Origin of the sequence: Marinobacter sp. C7 (genome assembly GCF_022343555.1) — a bacterium.
In the GTDB taxonomy this organism is placed as follows: Bacteria; Pseudomonadota; Gammaproteobacteria; order Pseudomonadales; family Oleiphilaceae; genus Marinobacter.
The window spans coordinates 188,963-215,565 of the sequence record NZ_JAKQZH010000001.1; the positions used below are offsets into that span (position 1 = coordinate 188,963).

Annotated in this window: 23 protein-coding genes; 11 read left to right on the forward strand and 12 right to left on the reverse strand. The window is 61.5% G+C overall.

Translation table 11 applies throughout. The annotated features are described in order from the left end of the window. Positions 1 to 6 precede the first annotated feature (6 nt). From trpE to MD273_RS00855, 6 genes are all read right to left on the reverse strand, one after another. Positions 7 to 1,494 (reverse strand): anthranilate synthase component I, encoded by a 1,488-nt coding sequence (gene trpE / locus MD273_RS00830; RefSeq protein ID WP_239035883.1) that lies wholly within the window; start codon positions 1,492 to 1,494, stop codon positions 7 to 9. 236 nt (positions 1,495 to 1,730) lie between these two features. Beyond that, positions 1,731 to 2,420 (reverse strand): phosphoglycolate phosphatase, encoded by a 690-nt coding sequence (locus MD273_RS00835; RefSeq protein WP_239035884.1) that lies wholly within the window; start codon positions 2,418 to 2,420, stop codon positions 1,731 to 1,733. Further along, complete coding sequence (gene rpe, locus MD273_RS00840) at positions 2,417 to 3,103, reverse strand: ribulose-phosphate 3-epimerase (RefSeq protein WP_239035885.1); 687 nt, start codon at positions 3,101 to 3,103, stop codon at positions 2,417 to 2,419. Before rpe ends, MD273_RS00835 begins: the two co-directional genes overlap by 4 nt. Before the next feature lie 173 nt (positions 3,104 to 3,276). Continuing rightward, the gene (locus MD273_RS00845) at positions 3,277 to 4,035 is read right to left on the reverse strand and encodes a DnaJ domain-containing protein (protein ID WP_239035886.1); all 759 of its coding nucleotides are present in this window, start codon (positions 4,033 to 4,035) and stop codon (positions 3,277 to 3,279) included. Positions 4,036 to 4,039: 4 nt separating this feature from the next. Beyond that, positions 4,040 to 4,720: an N-acetylmuramate alpha-1-phosphate uridylyltransferase MurU gene (gene murU, locus MD273_RS00850; RefSeq protein WP_239035887.1), complete on the reverse strand. Its 681-nt coding sequence runs from the start codon at positions 4,718 to 4,720 to the stop codon at positions 4,040 to 4,042. Then, entirely contained in the window at positions 4,717 to 5,763 is a 1,047-nt protein-coding gene (locus MD273_RS00855) for an aminoglycoside phosphotransferase family protein (protein WP_239035888.1), read from the reverse strand. Before MD273_RS00855 ends, murU begins: the two co-directional genes overlap by 4 nt. Positions 5,764 to 6,048: 285 nt before the next feature. Between MD273_RS00855 and MD273_RS00860 the strand changes: the two genes are divergently transcribed. The 9 genes from MD273_RS00860 (at position 6,049) to slmA (ending at position 14,732) form a co-directional block, all read left to right on the forward strand. Further along, positions 6,049 to 8,349, forward strand: coding sequence for an LPS-assembly protein LptD (locus MD273_RS00860; RefSeq protein WP_239037581.1), 2,301 nt, complete (start codon positions 6,049 to 6,051; stop codon positions 8,347 to 8,349). Positions 8,350 to 8,409: 60 nt separating this feature from the next. Next, positions 8,410 to 9,756: a peptidylprolyl isomerase gene (locus MD273_RS00865; protein WP_239035889.1), complete on the forward strand. Its 1,347-nt coding sequence runs from the start codon at positions 8,410 to 8,412 to the stop codon at positions 9,754 to 9,756. Continuing rightward, a complete protein-coding gene (pdxA, locus tag MD273_RS00870) occupies positions 9,753 to 10,763 on the forward strand; it encodes a 4-hydroxythreonine-4-phosphate dehydrogenase PdxA (RefSeq protein WP_239035890.1) in 1,011 nt (336 codons plus the stop codon). Before MD273_RS00865 ends, pdxA begins: the two co-directional genes overlap by 4 nt. Then, complete coding sequence (gene rsmA, locus MD273_RS00875; RefSeq protein ID WP_239035891.1) at positions 10,760 to 11,584, forward strand: 16S rRNA (adenine(1518)-N(6)/adenine(1519)-N(6))-dimethyltransferase RsmA; 825 nt, start codon at positions 10,760 to 10,762, stop codon at positions 11,582 to 11,584. The genes pdxA and rsmA overlap by 4 nt, the downstream gene beginning before the upstream one ends. Next, positions 11,577 to 12,377, forward strand: coding sequence for a symmetrical bis(5'-nucleosyl)-tetraphosphatase (locus MD273_RS00880; protein WP_239035892.1), 801 nt, complete (start codon positions 11,577 to 11,579; stop codon positions 12,375 to 12,377). The genes rsmA and MD273_RS00880 overlap by 8 nt, the downstream gene beginning before the upstream one ends. A 25-nt stretch (positions 12,378 to 12,402) precedes the next feature. After that, a complete protein-coding gene (locus MD273_RS00885; RefSeq protein ID WP_239037582.1) occupies positions 12,403 to 12,777 on the forward strand; it encodes a DUF423 domain-containing protein in 375 nt (124 codons plus the stop codon). 24 nt (positions 12,778 to 12,801) lie between these two features. Continuing rightward, the gene (gene thiS, locus MD273_RS00890) at positions 12,802 to 13,002 is read left to right on the forward strand and encodes a sulfur carrier protein ThiS (protein WP_239035893.1); all 201 of its coding nucleotides are present in this window, start codon (positions 12,802 to 12,804) and stop codon (positions 13,000 to 13,002) included. A gap of 73 nt (positions 13,003 to 13,075) precedes the next feature. Next, positions 13,076 to 13,885, forward strand: coding sequence for a thiazole synthase (locus MD273_RS00895; protein ID WP_239035894.1), 810 nt, complete (start codon positions 13,076 to 13,078; stop codon positions 13,883 to 13,885). A 259-nt stretch (positions 13,886 to 14,144) separates the two neighbouring features. Further along, positions 14,145 to 14,732 carry a nucleoid occlusion factor SlmA gene (gene slmA, locus MD273_RS00900; RefSeq protein WP_239035895.1) on the forward strand — a complete coding sequence of 196 codons (588 nt, stop codon included), beginning with the start codon at positions 14,145 to 14,147 and terminating at the stop codon, positions 14,730 to 14,732. A 400-nt stretch (positions 14,733 to 15,132) separates the two neighbouring features. Here slmA and MD273_RS00905 read toward each other — a convergent pair whose 3' ends face one another. From MD273_RS00905 to MD273_RS00920, 4 genes are all read right to left on the reverse strand, one after another. Beyond that, positions 15,133 to 15,957: an inositol monophosphatase family protein gene (locus tag MD273_RS00905; protein WP_239035896.1), complete on the reverse strand. Its 825-nt coding sequence runs from the start codon at positions 15,955 to 15,957 to the stop codon at positions 15,133 to 15,135. 51 nt (positions 15,958 to 16,008) lie between these two features. Beyond that, positions 16,009 to 17,304, reverse strand: coding sequence for a pyridoxal phosphate-dependent aminotransferase (locus tag MD273_RS00910; protein WP_239035897.1), 1,296 nt, complete (start codon positions 17,302 to 17,304; stop codon positions 16,009 to 16,011). A gap of 122 nt (positions 17,305 to 17,426) precedes the next feature. After that, positions 17,427 to 18,737: a substrate-binding domain-containing protein gene (locus MD273_RS00915; protein WP_239035898.1), complete on the reverse strand. Its 1,311-nt coding sequence runs from the start codon at positions 18,735 to 18,737 to the stop codon at positions 17,427 to 17,429. Positions 18,738 to 18,848: 111 nt separating this feature from the next. Then, a complete protein-coding gene (locus tag MD273_RS00920; RefSeq protein WP_239035899.1) occupies positions 18,849 to 19,160 on the reverse strand; it encodes a DUF3301 domain-containing protein in 312 nt (103 codons plus the stop codon). Positions 19,161 to 19,380: 220 nt separating this feature from the next. Between MD273_RS00920 and MD273_RS00925 the strand changes: the two genes are divergently transcribed. After that, positions 19,381 to 21,084: a putative bifunctional diguanylate cyclase/phosphodiesterase gene (locus MD273_RS00925; RefSeq protein WP_239035900.1), complete on the forward strand. Its 1,704-nt coding sequence runs from the start codon at positions 19,381 to 19,383 to the stop codon at positions 21,082 to 21,084. Between the two features lie 81 nt (positions 21,085 to 21,165). Beyond that, on the forward strand, positions 21,166 to 22,116 hold the full coding sequence (locus MD273_RS00930; RefSeq protein WP_239035901.1) for an AraC family transcriptional regulator: 951 nt from the start codon (positions 21,166 to 21,168) through the stop codon (positions 22,114 to 22,116). A 73-nt stretch (positions 22,117 to 22,189) separates the two neighbouring features. Here MD273_RS00930 and MD273_RS00935 read toward each other — a convergent pair whose 3' ends face one another. Further along, complete coding sequence (locus MD273_RS00935; protein ID WP_239035902.1) at positions 22,190 to 25,276, reverse strand: efflux RND transporter permease subunit; 3,087 nt, start codon at positions 25,274 to 25,276, stop codon at positions 22,190 to 22,192. Further along, on the reverse strand, positions 25,276 to 26,379 hold the full coding sequence (locus tag MD273_RS00940) for an efflux RND transporter periplasmic adaptor subunit (RefSeq protein WP_239035903.1): 1,104 nt from the start codon (positions 26,377 to 26,379) through the stop codon (positions 25,276 to 25,278). Before MD273_RS00940 ends, MD273_RS00935 begins: the two co-directional genes overlap by 1 nt. Positions 26,380 to 26,603 lie beyond the last annotated feature (224 nt).

The window sequence follows — 26,603 nt, forward strand, 5'->3', positions numbered from 1 at the left end:
TCCGCCTCAGTGGTCGTAATCGTTGTAGGTCATGGCCACGGCGCGGAAAATCGCGCGGCCCTTGTTCATGGTTTCCTTCCACTCGAGGCGCGGAACCGAATCCGCCACCACCCCGGCACCAGCCTGGATGTGCAGGGTGTTATCCTTGATCACCGCGGTACGGATGGCGATGGCGGTATCCATGTTGCCGTTGAACGAGAGATAGCCCACCGCGCCGCCGTAGACGCCGCGCTTGACCGGCTCAAGTTCGTCGATGATCTCCATGGCCCGGATCTTGGGGGCGCCGCTGAGGGTGCCCGCGGGCAGGGTGGCCCGCAGAACATCCAGGCAGCTGGTGCCTTCCTTCAGGCGGCCGGTCACGTTGGAAACGATGTGCATGACGTGGGAATAGCGTTCCACGATCATCTTGTCGGTGACTTTGACGGTGCCGGTTTCGGACACGCGTCCGGCGTCATTGCGGCCCAGGTCGATCAGCATCAGGTGTTCGGCGATTTCCTTCGGATCGGCCAGCAGTTCACTTTCCAGAGCCTTGTCCTCGGCATCGGTGGCGCCGCGCTTGCGGGTCCCGGCGATGGGCCGCACCGTGACTTCCTCGTCTTCGACCCGGGCCAGGATCTCCGGGGACGAGCCGACGATGTGGAAATCGTCCAGATCCAGGAAGTACATGTACGGCGACGGATTGAGAACCCTCAGCGACCGATAGAGGTTCAGGGGAGGCGCCTCGAACGGAATGGACATGCGCTGGGAAATGACCGTCTGCATGACGTCGCCGTCGAGCACGTATTCCTTGATCCGGTCGACCGCGGATTCAAAGCGGTCCTGGGTGAAGCCGGAAATGAAATCGCCTTCGTCCACCACTTTGCCGCGCAGGTGCTCGGGGGTTCGGGGAGCGTTGGCGGTTTGCCGGTGCAAGCGCGCTTCGAGTTCGTCGATCCGGGTCTGGGCTTGCTCATAGGCGCCTTCGATGGCCGGGTCGACGTGTACGATCAGGTGCAGCTTGCCGCGCAGGTTGTCGAATACCACGATCTCATCCGAGACCATCAGCAGGATGTCGGGAGTGCCGATCCTGTCGGGCGGGCAGGAGTTGCGCAGGCGCTTCTCGATGTAGCGCACGGTATCGTAGCCGAAGTAGCCAACCAGGCCGCCATTGAACCTGGGCAGTTCGGGCAGGTCCGGGGCGTTGAAGCGTTTCTGGTATTCGTCAACGAACTCCAGCGGATCTTCCACCTCGGCCTGTTCGACGAGCTTGCCGTTCTGGCTCACCTCGATGCGGTGATCGAATACCTTGAGGATTTCGCGGCTGGGCAGGCCAATGATGGAATAGCGGCCCCATTTTTCGCCACCCTGAACGGATTCAAACAGGTAGGAGTAGGGGCCACTGGCCAGCTTCAGGTAGGTGCTCAGAGGCGTGTCCAGGTCGGCCAGCACCTCTCGGTACACAGGGATGCGGTTAAAGCCGGCTTGGGCGAGCTCGGAGAATTGCTCGGGTGTCATGTGTCGGTTTCCTGAATTCTGATCTGCATTGGTACGGAACAGCCGGATGCCATTCCGCCGGGTGGTACGGTCCGGACAGGCGCATGCCCATCAGCCGCCGGGCCTGTTCAGCCAGTGCGCCATCGCCACCATCGTGTTGCGCGGGTTGTGAGGACGCCTCGCGCTGCAGTCAGATTCAGTCCCTGCACGGCAGGAATCTCCCGATAACAAGTGTTCATTGAAACATCCATGTGAGATTACAAAAGCTCAGCCAGTGAATCAACAATCGCGTCGGCCCCGAGGCTTTCCACCGAGCCGCCAAAGTTGTAGCCGTAGCGGACAGCCACACAGGGAATGCCGGCGGCAATGGCAGCGTCCACGTCGGCGGCGGAGTCTCCGACCATGACCGTCGTGCCGCGTGTGCCGCCCAGCTGCTCCATGGCATGCAGCAGTGGGCCCGGATCCGGTTTCCTGACCGGCAGAGTATCGCCGCCAATGCTCAGGTCAAACCAGTGGTCCAGACCCAGCTGCTCGAGCAGCGGCGCCACGAACTGCTCCGGTTTGTTGGTCACCACCGCCAGCCGGCAACCATTGGTTTTCAAGTGGGCAAGGCAGGCTTCCACGCCCGGGTAGATCCGGGCATGCTGGCCGTTGAGCCTGCCGTAGTGGTGGTAAAAGATCGCCAGGGCGTCCTTGAACAGGGCATCGTCCTTCGGTAACGCCGGTTCCCAGTCGGTCTTGCCGGCCAGCGCGCGGCGGACCAGGACTGCGGCACCGTTACCCACCCAGTTCCGGACCTTGTCGATGCCCGCGGGTGTTCGGCCCAGATGCTCGAGCATCTGGTCGACCGCCGCGGCAAGATCCGGCGCACTGTCTACCAGGGTGCCGTCGAGGTCGAACAGGGCTACGCCCGGCCAGCGGGTGTTGAACAGGCCTTTGAGGCTCATCCTCCGGTCACCTTGCGGGCCTGCTCCAGTTCCGCCCGCATGGCGTCGATGGTGGCCTTGTAGTCGTCGGTGTTGAAGATGGCGGAGCCGGCGACGAAGGTGTCGGCCCCGGCCTCGGCGATTTCACGGATATTCTCCGTTTTCACGCCACCATCGATCTCCAGCCGGATGTTGAAGTTACTGGCGTCGATTTTCTTGCGGGCTTCCCGCAGTTTGTCGAGGGTGCCCGGGATGAACTTCTGGCCACCGAAGCCCGGGTTGACGGACATCAGCAGCACCATGTCCAGCTTGTCCATTACGTAATCCATGTGGCTCAGTGGCGTGGCGGGGTTGAACACCAGGCCCGCCTTGCAGCCACCGTCCCGGATCAGTTGCAGCGAGCGATCAATGTGGTTGGACGCCTCCGGGTGGAACGTGATGTAGCTGGCGCCGGCATCGATGAACATGCGAATCAGGTCGTCTACCGGAGATACCATCAGGTGGACATCGATAGGCGCGGTGACGCCATGCTTGCGCAGTGCTTCGCACACCATGGGGCCGATAGTGAGGTTGGGCACGTAGTGATTGTCCATCACATCGAAGTGGACGACATCGGCGCCTGCGGCCAGGACATTGTCGACTTCCTCGCCCAGGCGGGCAAAATCGGCGGAGAGGATGGATGGGGCAATCAGGTACGGATTCATGATGTCTCTCTCAGTGGTGTTCAGTAGCAGTTCAGGGTAATACGGAACCCAGAAGGTCCGTTTCCGGCCGCGCCGGTCAGTTTACCAGTTTGAGCCGGGGTTTTCGCCGGCAAAAGGATCCGCACCATTGCTCGCCCCGGCCGGACAGAAAGGCCCCTGGTCGGGGTGGCTCGTCAGATCGTTTGGTTTCGCTGTTTGATGAGCTCCCAGGCCTGCTGATAGCGCAGCAACTGTTCCTTGGCAATGGCCAGCTCCCTGGGTGACAGGGTTTGCTGGGAGAGCTTGTCCGGGTGGCATTCGGAGACCTTTCGGCGATAGGCGCGTTTGATCTGGGCCAGGGATTCCCGGCGGGTCACGCCCAGCAACTGGCACGCCTGGTCATAGGTTTCCGGGCGGGAGGGGGTGTCTGCTGCCCGGACCCAGACCTTGCTGGCGTAGCTTTCCAGGATGTGGTCGCTGACACTAACGGGCAGTCCCATCTGGTCGATGGCGTCTTCGCACCGGTATCGGCGGGGTTTGCCAGGCGGACCCTGGATTTGCGCCGCGTGGCAAAGGCAGATGGCGACCGTCAGTGACGGGGCAGGCCAGAGCCTGCGGGTCAGGCGTAGCGACAACCCCTTGAGCGGCGGCAGCTCTTCGGCTTTCTTGCCACTCTGGAACCACTGGATCGCCCGCTGCCGCTGGCGCCCGGACAGGTTCAGGGCCCGGATCAGTCCTTCGGCGTAAGTAATGTCAGCCTCGGTGACTCTGCCGTCAGACCGGGCGATGTAACCGAGGAAGTAGAACAGGGGGCGGCGGCACCACCCCGGAAGCCGTACCCGTTCCAGAAAAGTGACAGCCTGGTGCCCGCAGGCAGACAGTTCCCGGAGCAGGCTGCTGAACTCGGCCTGAAGGTGGGAGGGGAGAGTCGGGCTGCCACTGCTATGGGGCATGGTATCAGGCCTCTTGCGCGGACAGTCGGCGGTCCAGTTCCCGGAGGCGTTCCGGGGTTCCTACGTCGACCCAGCCACCCCCGTGGTAGCGTCCGGCAACCCGGCCCTGGCCCATGGCGCGGCGCAGCACCGGCCCCAGTTTGCCGGCGCTGTCATCCAGGCCGGCGAACAGACGGCGATGCAGCAGGCTGATGCCGGTGAACGTCAGCTTTCCGGGGCCATCACTGACCAGTTCGCCGGACTCCAGTAATTGAAAATCGCCTTCAGGGTGGTGAGGGGGGTTGTCTGTGAGCACCAGAACCGCATCCTTATCGGGGGCCGGCACAAGTTCGGCCAGCGGAAAGTCCGTCCAGATATCGCCGTTGATGACCAGGAACCAGTCGGAACCCCGGGCGGTCAGCAGAGGCAAGGCGCGGACGATGCCTCCGGCGGTTTCCAGAGGCGTGCCTTCCCGGGAGTATTCCAGCGACAGGCCGAAGCGCTCACCATTCCCCAGCGTGTACTCGATCTGGTCGCCCAGCCAGGCATGGTTGATCACCACTTCCCGGAATCCGGCCTGCTTCAGGTGCTCAAGGTGATGCACGATCAGCGGTTTGCCGCCCACATTCAGCAGTGGCTTGGGCGTGGTGAGCGTCAGCGGGCGCATACGCTCGCCCTTGCCGGCGGCCAGGATCATCGCTTTCACAGCGGGGTGTCCTCCAACGCCGGTGCCGGGCCAATCTTCTCCTCAATAAGCGGCATGACGGTGCCCGCCAGCCATTCGTGGAAATGACGCAGGGCCGGCTGGCGGGAGCTGGCCCGGATCAGATAGTTGACGGTGCGGGGGATATCGCCCAGGTAGCCGGGTTTGCCGTCACGGATGGCCAGCCGGGCAAATATGCCGGCCGCCTTCAGGTGTCGCTGCATACCCATGAGCTCGAACCATTGCCGGAAGGTGTCCGGATCAGCATGGTGCAGGCCTTTCTCCAGGGTGGCCTTCCGGAAGGACTCCAGCCACCGGCTCAGGCGCTCTTCCGGCCAGGCGATGTAACAGTCCTTGAGCAGAGAGACCGCATCGTAGGTGATCGGGCCGGTGACGGCATCCTGGAAGTCGATCACGCCCGGCCGTCCGGTGCCGGCCCGGATCAGCAGATTCCGGGAATGGTAGTCCCGGTGCACGGTGACTTCCGGTTGGGCCAGGGCGCTTTCCCGCAGAAAGGCAAACGTCGTATCCAGCAGGCATCGGGTTCCATTGTCCAGCTCCATGCCCAGGTGCTGCTCCAGAAGCCAGTCCGGGAACAGGGACATCTCCCGGTCGAGGAGCGCGGCATCGTATGGCGGCAGGGCATAGTCCGGTGGTGACGGCAGCTGCTGGATGGCCACCAGTTCCTCAAGGGCTTCCCGGTACAGTGTGTCTGCGTTGTTCCCGGTCAGGTCCGATAACATCAGGCGGTCGCCGAAATCCTCCAGGAGCAGAAATCCCTGCTCCAGATCCTCGGCTTCAATGCCCGGCACTGCGACACCGTGATCGTGCCAGTGCCGGGCAATGGCGAGGAACGGGCCGCAGTCTTCATGCTCCGGCGGCGCATCCATGACGATAAAAGGGATCGGCTGGCCGCTCTGTGGCTGGCGCCACACACGGAAATAGCGTCGGAAACTGGCATCTCCGGAGACGGGTTCCGCCTCGGCATCTTCGAAACCGGAAAACTGCCTGACCCAGAGAGTCAGTGACTGCAGGCGCGTGTCCATAGGGCTGGTTGGCTGTCCCGAAATATTTATTGGCATTGATTGCGAAAGTTAGCAGAGGAGTATAAAGGGGGTAAAACGGTTTTACAGCGGAGTTTCCGTTAACAAGCTGCAAGGGCCCGTGTAAACTAGGCGGCTCGAATCCAGACCTCGAAATCCACTACCCGGAACAGGAATCCTGCCACCGTGCAATCCGCCATCAGCTGTCCGAAGCGACCGGCCCGCCGGCTGTCTGGCCGGAACCGTCGGATTTCCGGCGCAGCCCTGGCTACCCTGTCGGGATACCTTCTGGTGACACCGGTCGCAGCTCAGGACGGCGCAGCGCAGTCGGCAGCGGACATCGACTGGCGTCCGCGGGCCGAATTGCCTGCCGCGGTTCGCGACCGGTTGCCGGTATTCTGTGAGGGCGGTTACCTGCCCTCGGGCACGGAAAGCGTGGGTTCCGCCTTTGCGGGGGTGGGCGCGGACGCCGGCGAGCCGCTCGAAGCCAGTGGTCTGAACGCTCGCTACGAGATTGACCGGGAGCTCTATCTGCAGGGTGATGTCCGTATTCGCCAGGGAGGCTTCGAAGTTACTGGTTCCGAGGCCCGCTACGATCAGCAGGCGGGGGCTGTTTCGGTCGTCGGCCCGTTGGTGAGTCGGGGCAACGGCTTTCTGTTGACCGGCCAGTCCGCCGATTACAATCTGGACAGTGGTCGTTTCGATATCAACACCGCCACCTTCCTGCTGCACGGTCCGGAAATGCGTGGCAGGGCCGGCAGCCTGTCCCGAATCTCCGAAAACCAGGTGCAGATCCGTGATGGCATGCTGACCACCTGTGGCCCCCGGCAGAATGATTGGGCGATCGTGGCCTCGGATATCAGGCTGGATCGGGCTGAGGGGTTCGGTACTGCCAGGCATGTCCGCCTGGAAGTACTGGATGTCCCCGTGTTCTATTGGCCCTGGGCCAGTTTTCCCATCGATGACCGACGCAAGACCGGTTTCCTCTATCCACAGTTCGGATCGTCCAGCGCCGGCAGTGGTGCCTTCCTGGCCGTGCCCTATTACCTGAACCTGGCACCTCACTACGATGCCACGCTGACGCCCCAGTACATTCATGGCCGGGGCCTTTTCAACGAGGCAGAGGGTCGGTATCTGAGCCGTTTTGGCGAGAGCGTGCTGCAGGTGGGTTACATCGACAACGACTCGGCCTTCGAGGAAGAGAACCCCGGTGAGACCGGTGAGCGCTGGGCACTGGATGCCATGACACGGGCCAGGTTTGGGCAGGGCTGGACCGGCTACGGGGATTATTCGGTGGTGAGTGACAATGACTACCTTACGGATCTCAACCGCAGTCTGGAAATCAACCAGGCGACCCATCTCCGGCGCCGGGGCGGCGTGCGTTATCGCAGTGCCAACCAGTACTTCGAGACCTATCTGAACGACTACCAGACCATCAGCGACTTTATCGCGGATGCCGACAAACCCTATGCCCAGCTGCCGGAAGTGCTGTATGGCGGGACCACCGAAGCCGGTTGGCTGGAGGCCGGGCTGGAGAGCCAGTACACCCGGTTCTACCGGGACAACGACAACCTGACCGGTCTCGACCGGGCCAACGGGCAGCGCTTCCGGGCTATTCCCGAACTGGCTGTGCCCCTCCGGTCACTCTGGGGGTTCAGTCGCCCCTCTGTGAGCGTCGACTACACCCGGTACGAGCTCGAGGATTACAGCCTCGGCGATGGCAGTATTGACCGGACTGTCCCGGTGGTCGAATGGGATAATGGTCTGTATTTTGACCGCCGCTCGGAGCTGTTTGGCGTGCCTTACAACCAGAGTCTTGAACCCCGGCTCTACTACGCCTGGGTGGATGCCGACGCTGATCAGAACGACATCCCGGACTTTGATACGGCGATCAAGAGCTTCCGGTTCGACCAATTGTTTGAACCCGACCGTTTCAGCGGCGGCGACCGGGTGGGCGACACCAACCAGTTGACCGTGGCGTTGACCAGCCGTTTCAATGACCTGGTCACCGGGGCAGAAAGGGCCCGCGTCAGCATCGGCCAAGTGCAGTATTTCGAGGACCGGGACGTGACGCTGTTCGGTGCCGGTGGCGGCACCCGGAGCCGGTCTCCGCTGGCAGGGGAGTTGGTGCTCAGTCCGATGGATACCCTGGAAATCCGTTCCTCCGGTTTGTGGGATCCGGACACCGGGGAGACCGAGGAGGGTCGCAGCCAGCTGACCTTTCACTCGGAAGATTACCGGTACCTGGCCAGTCTCGGGCACACCTACAGCAGGGATGAACTGGAACAGTCGGATATTGCGGCGGTTGTTCCGGTCTCAGACCGTGTTAGCCTGATCGGCCGGTGGGTTTACGATTCCGATCTGGATCGCACGGTGGGATCTCTCGCCGGGCTTGAATACAACAACTGTTGCTGGAGCGTCCAGGTGGTGCATCAGAACTACCTGACTGACGACCAGCAACTGGATACCCGTCTCCTGTTCCAGGTTCAGCTCAAGGGGCTGGGGGGCAGTGGCGGCGCCTCGGCCCGGATTTCCGAGGCCATTTACGGGTTTGATGAAAGGGAGCGCCGGCGTTTCGGAACTCCCTGAGCCTTGGCCGGACCAAGACCGCAGGCCAACGGTGGACACCATTTTTGATACGAGGTGATTATGAAGGCGACCTTTCGCCAGGGGTTTACAACCTTTCTGATGTTACTGATGCTGGCGCTCTCTGTTTCGGCACAGGCAGAGCGCAAGCTGCTGGACCAGGTCGTCGCCATTGTCGATGACGATGTGATCCTGCAGACCGAGCTGGAAGCCCGGATCAATACCATCATTGGACGGCTGCAGGCCCAGGGCACCGGGCTGCCGCCCAGGGATGTACTGGAACAGCGGGTGCTCGATCAGCTGATTACCGAGTCCATCCAGCTGCAAATGGCGGAGAAGATGGGGATGCGGATCAGTGACAACGAGCTGAACGAGACCATGGATAACATCGCCCGGCAGAACGGCCTGACCCGCGCAGAGTTCGAGCAGCAGCTGGCCGCCGAGGGGGTGAGTTACCGCCAGGCCCGTGAGCAGATCCGCAACGAGATGCTGACCAGCCGGGTTCAGCAGCGACAAGTGGGTAACCGGGTACGCGTGACCGACCGCGAAGTGGAGAACTATCTGCAGGCCCTGGAGGCCCGTGGCGGCAACTCCGCCGAGTATCGTCTTGCCTACATCTTCATCGAAGTCGATGACCCGGCCAGTGAGGCTTCGGTCGAAGCCGCGCGGGACAAGGCACAGAACCTGCGCCAGCAAATCCTCGATGGCCGCGATTTCCGGGAGGTGGCTGTCGCCGAGTCTGACGCCAGCAATGCCCTGGAAGGCGGAGATATGGGGTGGCGCACCGAAAACCAGCTGCCGTCCCTGGTGGCACCTGTGGTGCCGGGGCTGGAGCCCGGCAAACCGTCCCCGGTTCTGGAGAACAACAGCGGATTCCATCTGGTCATGGTCATGGACAAGAGCGGTGGCGATCAGAAACAGCTGGTTCGCCAGCACAAAGTCCGCCATATCCTTGTGCGCCCGTCCGAGGCTCGTACCGATGCCGAAGCGGAGGCCAGGGTTCGAGATCTGTACCAGCAACTTCAGGACGGCGCCGATTTCGCCGAACTGGCCCGAGAATACTCGGACGATCCGGTATCCGGCTCCGACGGCGGTAATCTGGGCTGGGTGAGTCGCGGCCAGATGGTGCCGGCTTTCGAACAGGCCATGCTCGAGGCCGACCCTGGAGAACTCAAGGGCCCGTTCCGTTCCCGCTTCGGCTGGCACATCCTGCAGGTACAGGAACGCCGGGAGAAGGACGTGACCGGTGAAGCCCGGGAATCCGATGCCCGTCAGGCGATCTATCGCCGCAAGTTCGAAGCCGAATTGCAGAACTGGCTACGGGAAATCCGGGACGAGGCTTTCGTGGAGTTCAAGGGCGCCTATGCCACTGAAAACGGGAGTGACGAGGAGGCGGGCGCATCGTCATGAGCAAGCCGGTGATCCTGGCGCTGACCGCCGGCGAGCCTGCCGGCATCGGTCCCGAGCTGTGCCTTCAGCTGGCTCTGGAGCCCCGCCAGGCAGGTGTCGTGGTGGTGGCGAGCAAGGCACTGTTGGCCGAACGTGCGCGGATGCTGGGTCTTGAGGTGAAACTTCACGCCTGGCAGCCGGGTACACTGCCCCGGATGGAGCCCGGTCACCTGTCGGTGTGGCCGGTGGAAGGCTGCGAGAACCTGGCCGCCGGCAAGACCGATCCTGCCAACAGTCGCTATGTCCTGAACACGCTGGAAGTTGCTGCCCGCGCCTGTTTGGCCGGACAGGTGGACGGAATGGTTACCGCACCGGTGCACAAGGGGGTGATCAATGAAGCCGGCATCGCCTTCAGTGGCCATACCGAATTTCTGCAGGAACTGTGCGGCGCCGAGCGGGTGGTGATGATGCTTGCCACCGACGAGTTGCGGGTCGCGCTGGTCACCACCCACCTGCCGCTCCGGGACGTGGCCGATGCCATCACCCCCGAACGGCTGACCCAGGTAACCCGAATCCTCAACGCCGATCTCAAAACCTTCTTCGGCATCGCCGAACCCCGGATCCTGGTGGCGGGGCTTAATCCCCACGCCGGCGAAGGTGGCCACCTGGGCCGGGAGGAAATCGAGGTGATTGAACCCACCCTCGAGACATTGCGGGGCGAGGGCATCAAACTGACGGGACCCTTGCCGGCGGATACCCTGTTCACGCCGCACTGGCTGGATGACGCCGATGCCGTGCTGGCCATGTACCATGACCAGGGCTTGCCGGTACTCAAGTTCCAGGGCTTCGGCCGGGCCGTGAACATTACCCTGGGCCTGCCCATCGTTCGCACGTCGGTGGACCATGGCACCGCACTGGACCTGGCGGGAAGCGGAAAAGCCGATGCCGGCAGCCTGAAAACGGCCCTCCGTGTCGGTGAACATATGGCGCGGTGTCGGAAGGCGGCCAAACAAGAGAGCGAGTCGTGAGTCAGAAATCCGGCCATCAGGCCAGAAAACGTTTTGGACAGAATTTCCTGCATGATCCGGGCGTGATCGAGCGCATTGTGCGCGCCATCAATCCCAAGCCGGAGGATGCCATCGTCGAGATCGGCCCCGGGCTGGGCGCCCTGACGGAGGAAATCCTGGCGATCAATCCCAGGCTGCAGGTGGTGGAGCTGGACCGGGATCTGATTCCCGTGTTGCGCACCAAGTTCTTCAATTATCCGGAATTCCGTATCCACGAGGCCGACGCGCTGAAGTTTGATTTCAGTCAGCTGGTGCAGGACCGGCCGCTGCGAATCATTGGCAACCTGCCGTACAATATTTCCACTCCGCTGATCTTCCATCTGCTTGGCCAGGCCGGGGTGGTGCAGGACATGCATTTCATGCTGCAGAAGGAAGTGGTGCAACGTCTGGCGGCGGTTCCGGGAGACAACAACTACGGCCGATTGGGCATCATGGCCCAGTACTTCTGCAAGGTGCAGCCGTTGTTCGAGGTGGGCCCGGGAGCATTCAAGCCGGCCCCGAAAGTCGATTCCGCCATTGTCCGCCTGGTGCCCCACGAAACGCTGCCGCATCCGGCCAGGGACCTGGCGACCCTGCAGGCGGTGGTCCGCACCGCGTTCAACGCGCGGCGCAAGACCCTGCGCAAGGCGCTGGGTGGAATGATCAGCGCCGAGCAACTGCAGGGCCTGGGCATCAACGACGGACTGCGCCCGGAAAACCTCAGCCTGGCGGACTACGTACACATTGCCGACTATCTTTTCGACCAGAAATCCGGAACCGGCGATGAGGTAAGTAATGACTGACTACGCCATCGGCGATATCCAGGGCTGCTATGAGCGGCTGCGGGATGTCCTGGCCAAGGTGGATTTTTCCCCCTCCCGCGATCGCCTGTGGGTGGCCGGAGACCTGATCAATCGTGGACCGTCCTCTCTCCAGACTCTCAGGTATATCGAGAGTCTGGGTGACAGCGCGGTGGTGGTTCTGGGTAACCATGACCTGCATCTGCTGGCGGTGGCACTGGGCGGTCACGCGCCGAAACGCAAGGACACCCTCCACGATATCCTGGATGCCCCGGACTGTGACCGGTTGCTTCAGTGGCTGCGCCAGCAGAACTTCTGTGTCTATGACCGGAAGCGAAACTTCGTTATGGCCCATGCCGGACTTCCCCACATCTGGGCTGTGGAAGAGGCCGTCCGCTATGGCCGGGAGGTCGAGGCAGTGATCCGGAGCGACCAGGCGGAGTATTACTTTACCCACATGTACGGCAATCAACCCGAGCGCTGGGAGCCGGGTCTGACCGGGATGGACCGCTGGCGGGTGATCACCAACTACTTCACCCGGATGCGCTTTATCGCCGAAGACGGCACCCTGGAGCTGGCGACCAAGGAATCCGCAGGCAATGCCCCCGAGGGCTATGCGCCCTGGTTCCGCTTCCCGAGACAGGACGATGTCCGTGTCATCTTTGGTCACTGGGCGGCGCTCGAGGGCAATACCGGCAGTGACCGGTTTATCGGTCTGGACACCGGTTGTGTCTGGGGCGGTGTGCTGACCGTGATGAACCTGGATACCGGAGAAAAGATCCACTGTGACTGCTGAAGCCTCCCGATCGACAGGACCGGTCATGCGCTGGCCGCTGGTTGCCGGGGCCCTGTTGGCCTTGCTGGCGGTCATGGCCGGCGCTTTTGGCGCCCACGGCTTGCGCCGGATGGTGAGTGAGCGGACCCTCGAGGTATTCCAGACCGCGGTTACCTATCAGATGTACCATGCCCTGGCGCTGATACTGGTTGCCGTGCTGGCGGGTGTCGGCATGTCGCGGCGTTTGCTCGGGATTGCGGCCGGGTTTTACCTGGCGGGTGTGCTGCTGTTCAGCGGCAGCCTGTATCTGCTGGTATTCACCGGTTATCACTGGCTGGGTCCGCTGACCCCGCTGGGTGGTGTATGCTTCATGATTGGCTGGGGGCTGCTGGTTACTGCAGGCCTCCGGCGCGAAGGCTGAATCAATGCGAGGTGTGACAGCAACATGCAGGTAGAAGTAAACGGCGATGCGATGGAGCTCCCGGACGGTGCCACCGTCTCGGTCCTGATTGAATGCCTGGCTCTGACCGGCAAGCGGCTGGCGGTGGAAGTCAACGAGGATATCGTGCCCCGCAGCCAGCACCCGGAATTTACCCTGAACCCCGGCGACCGCGTTGAAGTGGTTCATGCCATCGGCGGCGGCTGACCCGACGTCCCGCAAGTATTATTGGCGGCAATCGCCGTATCCAGATCAAATATTCAGACTACCCGGAAAGGCTATGACCGATACTCCCGAAGTTCAGCTCCCCGAAGACAAGCCCCTGGAAATTGCCGGCCGTGTCTACCAGTCCCGACTGCTGGTAGGCACCGGCAAATACCGTGACATGATGGAAACCGGCCACGCCATCGAGGCCAGCGGCGCCGAGATCGTCACCGTCGCTGTACGCCGCACCAACCTGGGCCAGAACCCGGACGAGCCCAACCTGCTGGATGTCATCTCCCCGGAGAGCTACACCATTCTTCCCAACACCGCTGGCTGTTACACCGCGAAAGATGCGGTGCGTACCTGCAAGCTGGCCCGGGAGCTGCTGGATGGCCATGACCTGGTCAAGCTGGAGGTGCTCGGTGAAGAAAAGACCCTTTATCCGAACATGACCGAAACCCTGGTGGCTGCCGAGGAGCTGATCAGGGACGGCTTCAAGGTTATGGTCTACTGCTCCGACGATCCGCTGCTGGCCAAGCGTCTGGAAGAAATGGGCTGCGTGGCCATCATGCCTCTCGGTGCGCCCATCGGCTCCGGTCTGGGCATCCAGAACCGCTACAACATCAGGCTCATTGTCGAGAACGCCAGCGTACCCGTACTGGTGGATGCCGGAGTCGGCACCGCTTCGGACGCGACCATTGCCATGGAACTGGGCTGTGACGGCGTGCTCATGAACACCGCCATTGCCCAGGCGCGGGACCCCATCAAGATGGCCAACGCCATGCGCCTGGCCATCGAAGCCGGCCGCGAAGCCTATCTGGCGGGCCGGATGCCCAAGAAGATGTATGCCAGTGCGTCCTCGCCGATTGATGGAACCTTTTTCTGAGGGTGAAAGGTGGGGGGCGAATGTGACCCCTAGCCCAGAATGTGAAAAAGGGGGCGGATGAAGGCTTTCATCTGGCCCCAGGTTCGTGTCACATCCGAAGTCCGACAGTTTAAAACGGGGTCAGAAGAAAGCGTTCTTCTGACCCCATCCTCGAAGTCAGATAAATAAAAAGGGGGTCAGATGAAATCTGTCATCTGACCCCATGTTCAATCAAAACATCGATCATAAAAACCAAAATTCAGAGCGCTGTAGTCCTGTCATGACCGATCAGAAACCCAGTCGCCGCGAGGCGATTCTCCACGCCCTGGTGGAACTGCTGGAAACCGACCCGGGCGCCCGTATCACTACCGCCGGCCTCGCCCGCACGGTGGGCGTCACCGAGGCCGCCCTCTATCGCCACTTTCCCAGCAAGCGGAAAATGTTCGAGGCCCTCATCGAGTTTGCCGAGGAAGCGGTGTTCTCGCGCTGCCAGGTGATCCTGCAGGAGCAGGATGATGTGCGCGGCCGCCTGCAGCAGTTGGCCCATCTGGTGCTGGTATTTGCCGAGCGCAACCCGGGCCTGTGCTGTGTACTGACGGGCGACGCCCTGATGGGGGAGAACGAGTCGCTGCGCAAGCGTGCCTCCCAGTTCTTCGAGCGCCTGGAGACCCAGGTTCGTCAGGCCCTGAAGGAAGGCGAAATCCGCCAGGGGCTCAGGCCGAGAACCAGTGCTTCCCGGGGCGCCGACTTTGTCATGGTGTTCCTGGAAGGCCGGATTCAGCGGTTTGTCCGCTCTTCGTTCTCCCGGTTGCCGTCCACCGATTTCGAAGAGAGCTGGGGGCTGGTTTCCGAGGGCGTCTGGGGTTGAGCCTGGTGTATCCATGCCCCCTAGCCTGATTGTTTCGGTGGGGGGCGAAGGCGGGAAGGGCTTTCCCGGAACCGCTACAAGCACGTCCCTGTGCGCTTGACTCCGGCCATCCATGGCCTCCGACATTCCGGGAAAGCCCTTCCCACCTTCACACTCAGAACTTCCGAGATATTGGTACTTCGTTAACCGATTAAAGCTAGCCGCTCATCTTTTCTTGCGATACCTCCTGGTGCACGACCGGTCCGGGTGGGGCTTCCCTTCACAGAATGTTGAAGGCCAAGGATGGCCTGAAACAAGCGCACATGGACGTGCTCGTAGCGGTTCTGTGAAGGGAAGCCCCAGCCGGGCCGAACACCCAGACCGGCAGGCTGGGGAACCAGGTAGAGGTGGAATCAGAAACTCAGTCATACCCCGAGGCAGACCGGAGAATGGAGCGCACCGGCTCCCAGACCGCGGGTGCCGAAATCAGGATGTCACGCCCCCAGAGATCGGCCGGATAACCCACCGGTACCTCGCCGAAGTGACCGGCCGTGGCACCGGCTTCCTTTGCAATCAGGCGGGCCGCCGCGAAGTCCCAGGGACTGACGTTCTCGTAGTAGATATCCAGCCGGCCACAGGCCACCCAGCAGATATCCAGGGCTGCCGAGCCGATGCGGCGCAGGTCCCGGCACTGGTGGATCATGGCATCCAGGCGGCGGACCAGGGGCTCAAGGTTGTCCTTGGTGTAGGGGAAACCGGTAGCGAACAGCGACTGGCGGGGCTCGGTGACGCCGCTGTGTTTGATCGGTTTGCCGTTGAGGGTGGCGCCTTCGCCTTTGGTGGCCCGGAAAGTCTCGCCGGGAAAGGGCGCGTGGACCACGCCGGCCTGGACTTCGCCTTTTTCGGCATAGGCAATGGAGACCGCCACCTGGGGGTGGCCGTAGGCGTAGTTCACCGTGCCGTCGATCGGGTCCACGATCCACAGGGGCGTGTCCAGTTCTTCCGCCTGGGACAGGTCCGGCATGGTTTCTTCGGACAGGATGCGGTGGTCGGGGAACCGTTTGCGAATCGCGCCGGTGATGAACTCGTCGGCCATTACATCGGCGTGGGTGACCAGTTCGGTTTGATGCTTGTAGTCGGTGCGGAGGGTGTTGTCTTCGCGCTCGCGGCGGATCAGTTCCCCGGCTTCGCGGGCCAGGGTTTCGGCAAAATCGGTGATGTCGCGAAGGGAAACAGGATCAGACATGGCGCCCTCATTGATCGCATGGAGTGAGGGCGCCAGTCTAACACGATGGGCCTACAGGCTTTGCAGCCAGCGTTCCATCTTGTCCATGGCCAGGACCAGGCGCGGGCAGGCCTGGTCGACGAAGGCATCGTCCAGCTCCTGCCCGGCATAATCACCACCGGCAAGTTTCAGGGCCTCGGCACCATCGAAGTCGACGAAGGCCAGGCGTGCTCCCAGGTGATCCGGTACGAAGCCGAAATCGCTGGAGGGCAGGATGGCCACGCCGGTATTCTCCAGCAGGGCCGTGCAGAAGGCCTGGGAGGTCTTGATATCCTTGCGCGCCAACTGCTCCCGGAAGTTGGAGAAGTCCGGAAACAGGTAGAACGCCCCCTCAGGCTTCTGTACCACCGCGCCCATATCGCTCAGGCGGCGGTGCATATACTCACCGACGACCTTCAGCACACGACGGGATTGCTTCAGGTACTCGTCGATATCGTCGCCACCCTGGAAGGCGGAAATGGCAGCGTGCTGGATCGGTGCACTGGTGGCGGTGTAGGTCTCACTGGCGATGATCGCCATGGCATCCAGCAGCGGACGCAGCTCGGGGGGGAAGATGAACGTGCCCAGGCGCCAGCCACCGGCGCCGGCCCACTTGGACAGGCCCGTGCTGATGATGGTGCCTTCCGGATAATAGCGGGCAATGGACTTGTGCTTGCCTTCGAAGTGGACCTCGCCGTAAATCTCGTCAGAAAGCAGGATCAGCTTGTACTTTCGCGCCACGTTGGCAATCGCCAGCAGCTGGTCGTCGGTGTAGGTGCAGCCGGTCGGGTTGGACGGATAGTTCAAAATCAGGATGCGCGGCCGCGACGGGTCGTCCCGGCAGATGATGTCCAGTTCCTCGGCGGTCAGCTGCCAGTTGTTCTCGGCATGAGTCGGCAGCCAGTGGACGGAGCGGCCAATGATGCGGGCCTGGGGCGCGTAGGACACCCAGCTCGGGCGCGGGATCAGCAGGTCACCGTAGTAGGCCAGCTGAAGCATGAACAAGAGCTCCTTGGAGCCCGGCCCGATCAGCACGTCCTCCCAGGTGCACCGCATGCGTTCGTTGCGGTTGATATAGCCGGCAATGGCTTCGCGCAGGCCCCTGAGGCCTTTCACCGGGAGATAGTCCTTTTCGTGGGCGTGCTCCTTGAGCGCGTCCACTACGCGATCAGGTACCGGGAACGGGGACTGGCCCAGACCCAGCTTGATGATGTCTTTTCCTTCGGAACGGAGTTGGTTGCTCAGTTCGTTGATGCGGAGGGTGGCAGAGGGCTGGATGCCCCGGACGTTCAGGTTGATCGCGTATCGGTGGTCGTTTTTGATGTCCATTGTTCCGGTCTGTGGTTTGGAAATGACCGTCACAGTATAGGAAACGCAAACATATCTGTGATGTCCACGCGGATAGGTGATTGCCGAAGAACCGGGGCCTACTTTGGTCGATGTTGTCCCGCCTAGCGCGACAAGACCCAGACCTCGACCCGGCCGTTGCGCTGACTGCCCCGACCGCCGACCGGCATGTAATGCCCGTATCCGGTGTAGGCCACATCGGGGATTCCCTCTGCCCCCAGTGCCTTGCGGACCGACAGTGCCCGCAACTCGGAGATCATCTGGGCGCGCAGTTCGTTGCTCTGCTGGTCGGCGAATCCGATCAGCATCAGGTCGTCCGCGGTCTTTCCGGTCTGCTCGAGGTAGTGTCCGACCCGGCGCAGGTCCCGCAATGCCTTGTTGTCGAGTTTGGTGCGACCCTCGGCAAACCGGAAGTTGACGGTCAGGCGCCGGTACTGGGCGGTCAGGCGGTGGAAGGACTGGGGCACGGAGTTGTCGAACTCCGGTTTGACGGCAATCGGATTCTGGGAAATGAACCCGGATTCGGCCACCAGTTTCTGGCCCTCGCTCGACAGGGCGAAGTCAATCAGTCCGGCTGCCAGTTTCCCGTCCGGCTTGCCAGGGGTATACATGAACAGTCTACGGGACAGAGGATAGTCCTCACTGGCCACCGTCAGCTGGTTCGGCTTGAGTGCAGGCGCGTCGCCCTCGGAGATCGCCAGCACCTTGCTGTTGCGCACCGACGCCAGACCGGCAAAGCCGATACCGGCAGGATCCCGGCTGACATCATCGGACAGTTGATCGTTGGATTCATACCGGACAGCTGAGGGGGCCAGCGTATATTGCTTGCCCAGCACCAGTGACTTGAAGGTATCCCAGGTGCCCGAACGGTCGTCCCGGGCATAAAGCCTGATCGGCCGGTCCGGGCCGCCGACCTCGGACCAGTTGCGGATCTGACCCGCGTAGATCCTGCCCAGGGTGTCGATCGTGAGCCGGCTGACGGGGTTGGCAGGGTGGACAAGGATGGCCAGGCCGTCGATCGCAATCACGTGTTCGCTGTCGAGGGTGGTCAGGTCGGCGCGATTGCGGAACTGCTCGGCTTCCGTGGGCTTTGCGGGCCGGGACGACGCCCAGATATCGGCCTTGCCCTCGACCAGCGCCTTGTAGCCGGTGCTGGAGCCGTGGGCGGCAACCATAACCTTCACCTGTTTGCCGTTGTCAGCGACGGTAATGAGTTGCTCGTTTTCCCGCCCGGTGGGTTTCAACGCGGGGGCGGTGCCGGTGAGCTGTTCGAGATAGCCGGAGACGAGCATCGGAGCCAGGGTGGCGCCGACAGTATTGGAGCCGTGGATCTGCAGATCCGCGGCCAGTGTATGGATACCATGGGTCATCATGGCCAGCAGTGTCACGATCTTGAAGGAGTGCAGTCTGCGCATTCGTGGATCCTTGTCGCAATGGAGGTTCGGAAACATCCGGCAGAATGCTGCAGAAATATGACAGGCAGGTTTCAGGCAGGTAACCAATTGTTGCCGACTGGGATCCAGGTCTCAGAACCGGTGAGGTTCCAGCTCCATGTGAAGTATCTTTGACCCCAGCATGATCACGCGTCCGGTATAACGTTCCTCACCGGTGGAGGTGAAGTCGAACAGGAAACGCCGCCAGACTCTCAGCCTGCCTTGGTTGTCCCGTTTGAACCAGAGGCCACGAAGATAGACCGCGTCGTCGAGCAGTTCGACATCCATGGTTTTGCAGTAACGGCGGGCCGCCTGAAGAACGAAATCCTTGATGGCTTTCGCTCGCCACCAATACCAGGCCGCAAAACCGGCCAGAAAAAGCCAGAACAGATTTCCCAGAGTCACAGCCAGTTATATTCCCTGAAAGCAGGTCGGTGGGAGCCTCAGGGTACAGGATTGTGGTTCCGGTTGAAATCGGCCGGCCCGGTGACGGTCCTCATTAGGCTTTGGTCGTAAATACCGGGTGTTCTGCAAAATTTGGCTTGGATTGCGACACGGGAACGATATGCTTGAATCCCCATCCAGTGGGGTCTTTTCCCGGGTATAACAAAAAAGAGAGCCCGCTATGCAAGCAGTAGAACAGCAGGACTTCAGGGCGCTGGTGGAGCACCATCCCCGCGCGATCATGTTGTCCACCACCGAGCCACGCATTGCCTACGTCAATCGCAGCTTCCAGTCGGTCACCGGTTACCGGCAGGAGGATGTGATTGGCGAGCCGCCCTCCGTTCTCAGTTCCGGCCTGCATTCTCCCGAGTTCTATCGGGCTATGTGGGAGAGTATCCACAACAGCGGGCGCTGGGAGGGGCTGATCTGGAATCGACGCAAAAACGGTGAGACCTATCCGCAATGGTTGTCGATTTACCCCGTTGTTCAGGGCTCCCGGAAGTTTTATGCCGGGGTTTTCATGGACGTGGGGGATCCGGCCGCGGGGGACGAGCGACTGGCATCGCTGGCGTACTACGATCCGTTGACCGAACTGCCGAACCGTTCGCTGTTCCAGGAGTTCCTGCGTGCACGGGTCAGCCGGCGGCAGGCGGCTGCCGGATGTTTCGGGGTGTTGTTTATCGACCTGGATTTCTTCAAGTCGATCAACGATCTTCATGGCCATGACTGTGGTGATCGGGTTCTCCGGGAGGCCGCCCGCTGTGTCCAGAGTGCCCTCGGTCGCAATAATGTCCTGGCCCGCCTGTCCGGGGATGAGTTTGCCGCCATCGTCGAAGTTGAAAGCGACCTGGAGCTGGAAAATATTGGCGAGCGCCTGAATCAGGCCTTTCAGGATCCGGTCCGGGTGGACGGTCGGGAGTACTTCCTGTCGGCCTCCGTGGGCGGCGCCATGTTCCCTGACCACGGGCGAGCCAGTGCCGACCTGCTTCAGAATGCGGACCGGGCCATGTACACCGCCAAGGTTGCCGGCCGAGCCTGTTTTCGTCTTTACAGCGCGGTGGAGAGTGAACAGGGGCGGCGGGAACAACGGTTGTCAGAGGCCCTGATTGCCTCTCTCAAGACCGCGCCGGAGCAGTTCCGGGTGGTTTACCAGCCCCAGTTCGACCTGGCCACCGGTTGTATCGTCGGAGTGGAAGCGCTGTTCCGCTGGCAGCACCCGGAATTTGGCGAAATATCGCCGGCAGATTTCGTCCCCATCGCGGAACACCGGGGGCACATCCACGATCTGACCGAACACCTGCTTCGCTGTGTCCAGTCGGATCTTGATGGAGTGCCGGAGAGGCACTTACCTGAAGGGTTGCGACTGGCCATCAACATATCTGCCCGGCAAATTACCGATTCGCGCCTGGATCAGGTACTGGGCCCCTTCTTCGACCGTCTTGCAGCCCTGGGCTGGCGCCCGGAACTGGAAATTACGGAAACCCACCTGATGAGCCTCTCCTCCCGTTGTCTCCAGCGGCTGCGAAGATTTGGCGAGCAGGGCGTCGGGGTGGCCATCGACGATTTTGGAACCGGCTATTCCTCCCTGGCCTACCTGCACACCTTGCCGGTGCAGGTACTGAAGATTGATCGCCAGTTTACCCGCCAGTTGGGAACCGATGCCCGGGACGCCCGGATTGTCTCGGCCATTCTCGGAATTGCCGAGGCCCTGGGGCTGGAGGTGGTGGCCGAGGGGATCGAGAGTCGGGAGCAACTGGAGAAATTACGCCAGTTGCGCTGCCACAGGGGGCAGGGCTATCTGCTCGGAAAGCCCCATGGCTGGGACCAGCTTGTTGACGTTCTGGTTGATGGACATCAATTCCGGTTGGATTATGCGGCTTCCTGAGCCGGTGATTGCAAAATATGGCTAGGGATTCGGGACGTTTTCCAATAAAAAGGACAAAGTCCCTTTGAATATTGTGGTTTTATGTCCTGCGACTCCTTTGAACTGGATGGGTTCCTCCGGCTGAACCGTGCCGCCGTGACCGAGTTTCAGGCGGCGCTGCGATTGTTGGCAGCATCGCCGTCCCTCCAGTGCCTTCCAACAGACGCGAGTGATGCGGCCGCGGGCGCCCTCTATGTCGTACCCTCTGACCTTGGCAGCGTGGTTTGTCTGGCGGTTGAACGGGCGTTATCGATCCGGGGGTGGGACTCCCGGGTGCCCGTGTGGCTGCGTACTCTCGCGGGGCATGTGCGGGTTGAACAGTGTTGCGGGTCGCGAGAGGTGCGTGGCGGAGCATGTCGCACGGCGCCGGGTTCCCTGACCTTTCACCTGGCCGAGGGCGCCCGGCTGATCATGATTATTCCCTCGGAACCCACGCCAATGCGTCCGGAACCTCCCCCCCGATCCGTCTCCGCCAGTAGGGTCGGCTGCCTGATTGATCAGTTCCTGTTGCAGGCGAGGTTTTTCCTGGACAGCCGACAAGCTGAGACGGGCGCCAGACAACTGATCTCACGCCTGCTCAACCTGGAGTCGACGGGACAGGTTCTCCCCGGGCAGGTGCGGCCCACGCTCGATCGCCGGGTAAAACGCGCCATCGAACTGATTTGCAGTCAGCAGGATTGGCAGTTTGATCTGTCGGAACTGGCAAGCCATGCGGGGGCCAGCGAACGAAACCTCTATTACCTGATGAAGCGGGAGACCGGCGTAACGCCTTATCGGTTCTACCAGCACTGCAGACTGGTCCGTGTTCGGCGCCGGCTGGTGGACTGCCAGTGTGAGGTGCCTCACATCTCCCACTATGCGGCGGACGAGGGCTTCAGTCATCTGGGACGCTTTGCGGCGCTGTACCGGGAGCATTTCGGCGAGTTGCCGAGCGAGACTGTTCAGTGGCGGCGGATGCTCCTGGACAAGGCGACCGGCAAACGGGCCGGTTGAGACGGAGGCTGGACCACCGACGCGAAAGAGCCCGGTGACCGTTTGGTGACCGGGCTCTTTTCTGTTGCGGTTATCAGTGACTTGTTACCGGCTTGTCGGGCTCGGCCTCGTCACCGTATTCATCGGCTGCTGAACCGTGGTGATCGCGTGCCAGCAGGATATAGAAGGCCGGCAGCACGAAGATCGTGAACAGCGTGCCTATGCCAAGGCCGGCGCTGATGGTCAGGCCGATGGCGAAGCGGCTCTCGGCACCCGGGCCAATGGCAATCAGCAGTGGCACCATGGCGAAGATAAGGGCCAGAGACGTCATGATGATCGGCCTCAGTCGTATGGCTGCAGCTTCGATCACCGCCTGCACCTTGTCGAGGCCGCGTTCTTTCTGCAGTTGATTGGCAAATTCCACGATGAGGATGCCGTTCTTGGACACCACGCCGATCAGGGTGATCAGGCCCACCTGGGTGTAGATGTTCATGGACGCGAAGCCGAGGACGATGAACGCCATGGCACCTGCCACGGACATCGGCACCGACACCAGGATGATGAACGGGTCACGCCAACTCTCGAACTGTGCCGCGAGCACCAGATAGATCACCAGCAATGACAGGAAAAAGGTCACCATCAGCGCGCTGCCCTGGGTCGCCAGCTGACGACTCTGACCGGTGTAGTCGAAGCTGAAGCCCTGTGGGAATACCTCCTCTGCCGTCGCTTCCATGTAGTCCATGGCGGTGCCGGCCGCGACGCCGGGCATCACCACGCCCTGAAGGGTCAGGGAGTTCAGCTGGTTGAACTGGGTCCGGTTGGACGGTTCGACGTCGTGGCTGAAACTCACCACACTGGCCAGCGGGACCAGTTCGCCGGTGTCGGTCCGGATGTAGTAGTCGTTGAGGGCCTGCTCGTCGAGCCGGAATTGCTGGTCGACCTGGGGAATGACCTGATAGGAGCGGCCCTCCATGCTGAAGCGGTTGATGTAGCCGCCCCCCAGCATGCTCGACAGCGACTGGCCAATGTCCTGCATCGATAGGCCCAGATCGGCGACCCGGTCACGATCAACGTTGATGCGGGTGATCGGCCGGTCAAAGTTGATCGATTTCTGCAGGAACATGAAGTTGCCGCTGCCCATGGCCTTGCCCAGCAGCTCGTCGGCCACCTGGTCCAGCTGCTCGTAGCTGCTGCCGGTCGTGATCACGAACTGGAACGGCAGGCCCCCGCCAGAGCCCGGCAGGGAGGGGCGGGGGAAGACTGCTGTCTGCAACCCGGTCACGTTTTTCAGTTCGGCATCGAGCATCGGCTGGACTTCAAACTGGCTGACCTCCCGTTCGCTCCAGGGTTTCATCTTGAAACCACCGAAAACCGCGTTCGGGCCAGTGATACCGATGATCATGAAATCCTCGTTGTAACCGGGCACCCCGGACATCCGGTTCTGAATCTCGTCACCATGCTCTTGCAGGTAGTCCAGGGTGGCGGTCTGGGGGCCGAGGCCCTGATAGAAAAGAATGCCTTGATCTTCCGTCGGGGCCAGTTCGTTCTGGCTCATCATCACCATGAAGTAGATGGAACCCAGAACGACCACGGCAAAGAAAACCACCACCGACTTGGTCTGCATGAGTGACGCCAGGGTGGACTTGTACACATTCGACAGGCCATTGAAGGTCTTTTCCACCAGCTCTTCGAATCGGCCGGGGTTGCCGTGCGGCTTCAGGACCTTGCCCGACAGCATGGGGGACAGTGTCAGTGCCACAATGCCGGAGATCACCACGGTGCCGGCGAGGGTGAAGGCGAACTCGGTAAACAGCGAGCCGACCAGTCCACCCATGAAACCGATCGGCGCGTAGACCGCCACCAGGGTGGTGGTCATGGCGATAATGGGCACGGCCATTTCACGGGCGCCGTTGATGGCGGCATCGAATCGGGACTCACCCTGTTCAATGTGCCGGTGCACGTTTTCCACCATGATGATGGCGTCGTCCACCACCAGACCGATGGCCAGCACCATGGACAGCAACGTCAGCAGGTTCAGGGAAAAGCCGAACATCAGCATGATGAAGGCACCGCCAATCAGCGACAGCGGTACGGCGACCGACGGCACCACCGACGCACGGATCGAGCCGAGGCACAGGAATACCACCACCAAAACAATGACCAGTGCTTCCAGCAAGGTCTTGATGACCTCGTTGATGGAGTCCTCGATAAAGTCCGATGCGTCATAGGCAAGCCGGACTTCCAGACCGGAGGGCAGCTGGCTCTCGATATCCGGAAGCGCACCCTTGACCAGGCCCGCCACGGTCAGGGGGTTGGCGCCGGGCGCCAGTTCGATGGCGACGTAGGTGGCCGGCTGCCCCTTGTACAGCGCCAGCTCGTCGTAGGTCTCTGAACCCAGTTCCACGCGGGCGATGTCCTGGAGTCGGATCTGGGTACCGTCGTGGGTTTTCACCACCAAGTTGCGGAACTGGTCCGGATCCGCCACATCGGTATCGCTGGTCATGGCGATTTCAACGTACTGGCCCTTGGTGTTGCCCACCGCAGCCTGGTAGTTGTTGGCCCGGAGTTTGGCGACCACCTCCGGCGGCGTCATGTCGACCGCAGCCAGGCGTTCGGGGTCCAGCCAGACCCGAAGTGCGAACTTTCTGCCCAGCAGCTGAGCTTTTCCGACGCCGGCAAGCGCTTGCAACTTGGGCTGAACCACCCGGGTCAGGTAATCGGTAATCTGGGGTACCGCCAGTTCGGTGCTGTAGAAGGCGATGTACATCAGTGCGGTGGAGTCACCGGTGGTGGAGGTGATGACCGGATCCTGGGCCTCGGCGGGCAGGACGTTACGCTGACTGGCCACCTTGGCCTGGATCTCGGCCAGGGCGGCGTTGGCGTCGTAGTTCAGCTCCATCTTGGCTTCGATGGTGGACACGCCCTGTGAGCTGGTAGAGGTCAGGTAGTCGATGCCACTCGCCTCGGCAATAGCCTGCTGCAAAGGCGTGGTGATAAAACCCTTGATCAGATCGGAACTGGCGCCCGGGTAAGCGGTGGTAACGGTTACCGTGGTGCTCTCGAGTTCCGGATACTGCCGGATTTCCATCTCCATGGCAGCTCGGGCACCGATCAGCAGGATCAGCAGACTGACCACCGTCGCCAGAACCGGACGGTGGATGAAAATGTCGGTGAATCGCATTATTCAGACGCCTCCTGCGTTTGCCCGGAGCCGTCCTGAACCTCGACTCGCTGGCCGGCCCGCAGTCTCAGCAGGGCCTTGGAAACCACGGTTTCCCCGGCGTCCAGACCGGACAGGATGGCCACCCGACCTTCCCGGGTCTGGCCAGTGGTTACCGTGCGCCGATTCACCACCAGCTCACCCGCGTCGTTTTCTTCGACCACGAAGACAAAATCACCGTAGGTGTTGTAGGAAATCGCGGTTCTGGGCACTGTCACCACTTCATCGTCCCTTGGCTGCAGGGTCATTACCGTGGCAAACATGCCCGGGCGCAGCAGCTGATCCTCGTTTTTCAGGGTGCCACGAACCCGAACGGTCCGGGTCTCCGGATTCACGGAGGTGTTGATGGCGCTGATCTCGCCCTCGAACCGGGCGTCGGGGACCGCTGCCACGCTGGCAACCACCGGGTAGCCCGGAGCAATGTCCGCCAGGTTCTTCTCGGACAGGGTGTAGTCAACGTAGATGGGGTTGAGCATGTTGATCTCGACAATCGGGGTGCCGGTGGCAATGTACTCACCCTGATCGACCATCCGGATGCCGACGGTACCGTCGAACGGTGCCCGGATGATCTTCTTGTTGAGCTGTGCTTCTGCCTCGTTCACCCTTGCCCGGGCAGCATCGTAGTTGGCCTTGGCCTGGTCGTACTGGGACTGTGACACTGCGCGCTTGGGCAGGAGATCGGAGACCCGCTTGAATTCCTGTTCCGCCAGCTGGGCTTCCGCCCGACGCGTTCGCAGTGCCGCCTCGTCGATTTCCGCGTTCAGGCGGATCAGGATATCGCCCTGTTGGACGGTATCGCCGGATTCGAACTCGATGCTTTCAATGACCCCGGGCACCTCGTTGGCGATCTCGATACCGTTAACAGCCTCGATGCTGCCGACGGCCTTGATCTGCGGTGTCCATTGTTCGACGCGGGCCTCGGTGGCGGATATCCTGGCCGGTGGTTGCGGCTGGGACATCTGCTCCTGCATTTGCCCGAACTGGTAGAACTTGTAGCCGAAGATGCCACCGAGGACGACGCCAAGAAAAATAATGACAATGATGAAGCGGGAAGCAGTGCGCATAGTTCAGACCCTGGAATCTGTGTCCATTGAGTGTTGATGCCTCTGATCAACACAGGTGATATTGGAGGCAGTGGTTTTTTCCGTAAAACATAGCATCCTATAAAAAAACGGAAGGGCTTGTCACCGTTTTGACAGCCTTTAAGGCTGATTTCAGAGAAAGAGAGAAAAGCTGTGGGGCCGGAACGGGAACCGGTCCCCCGTTTGTCCGACACTGGTATTTTCCA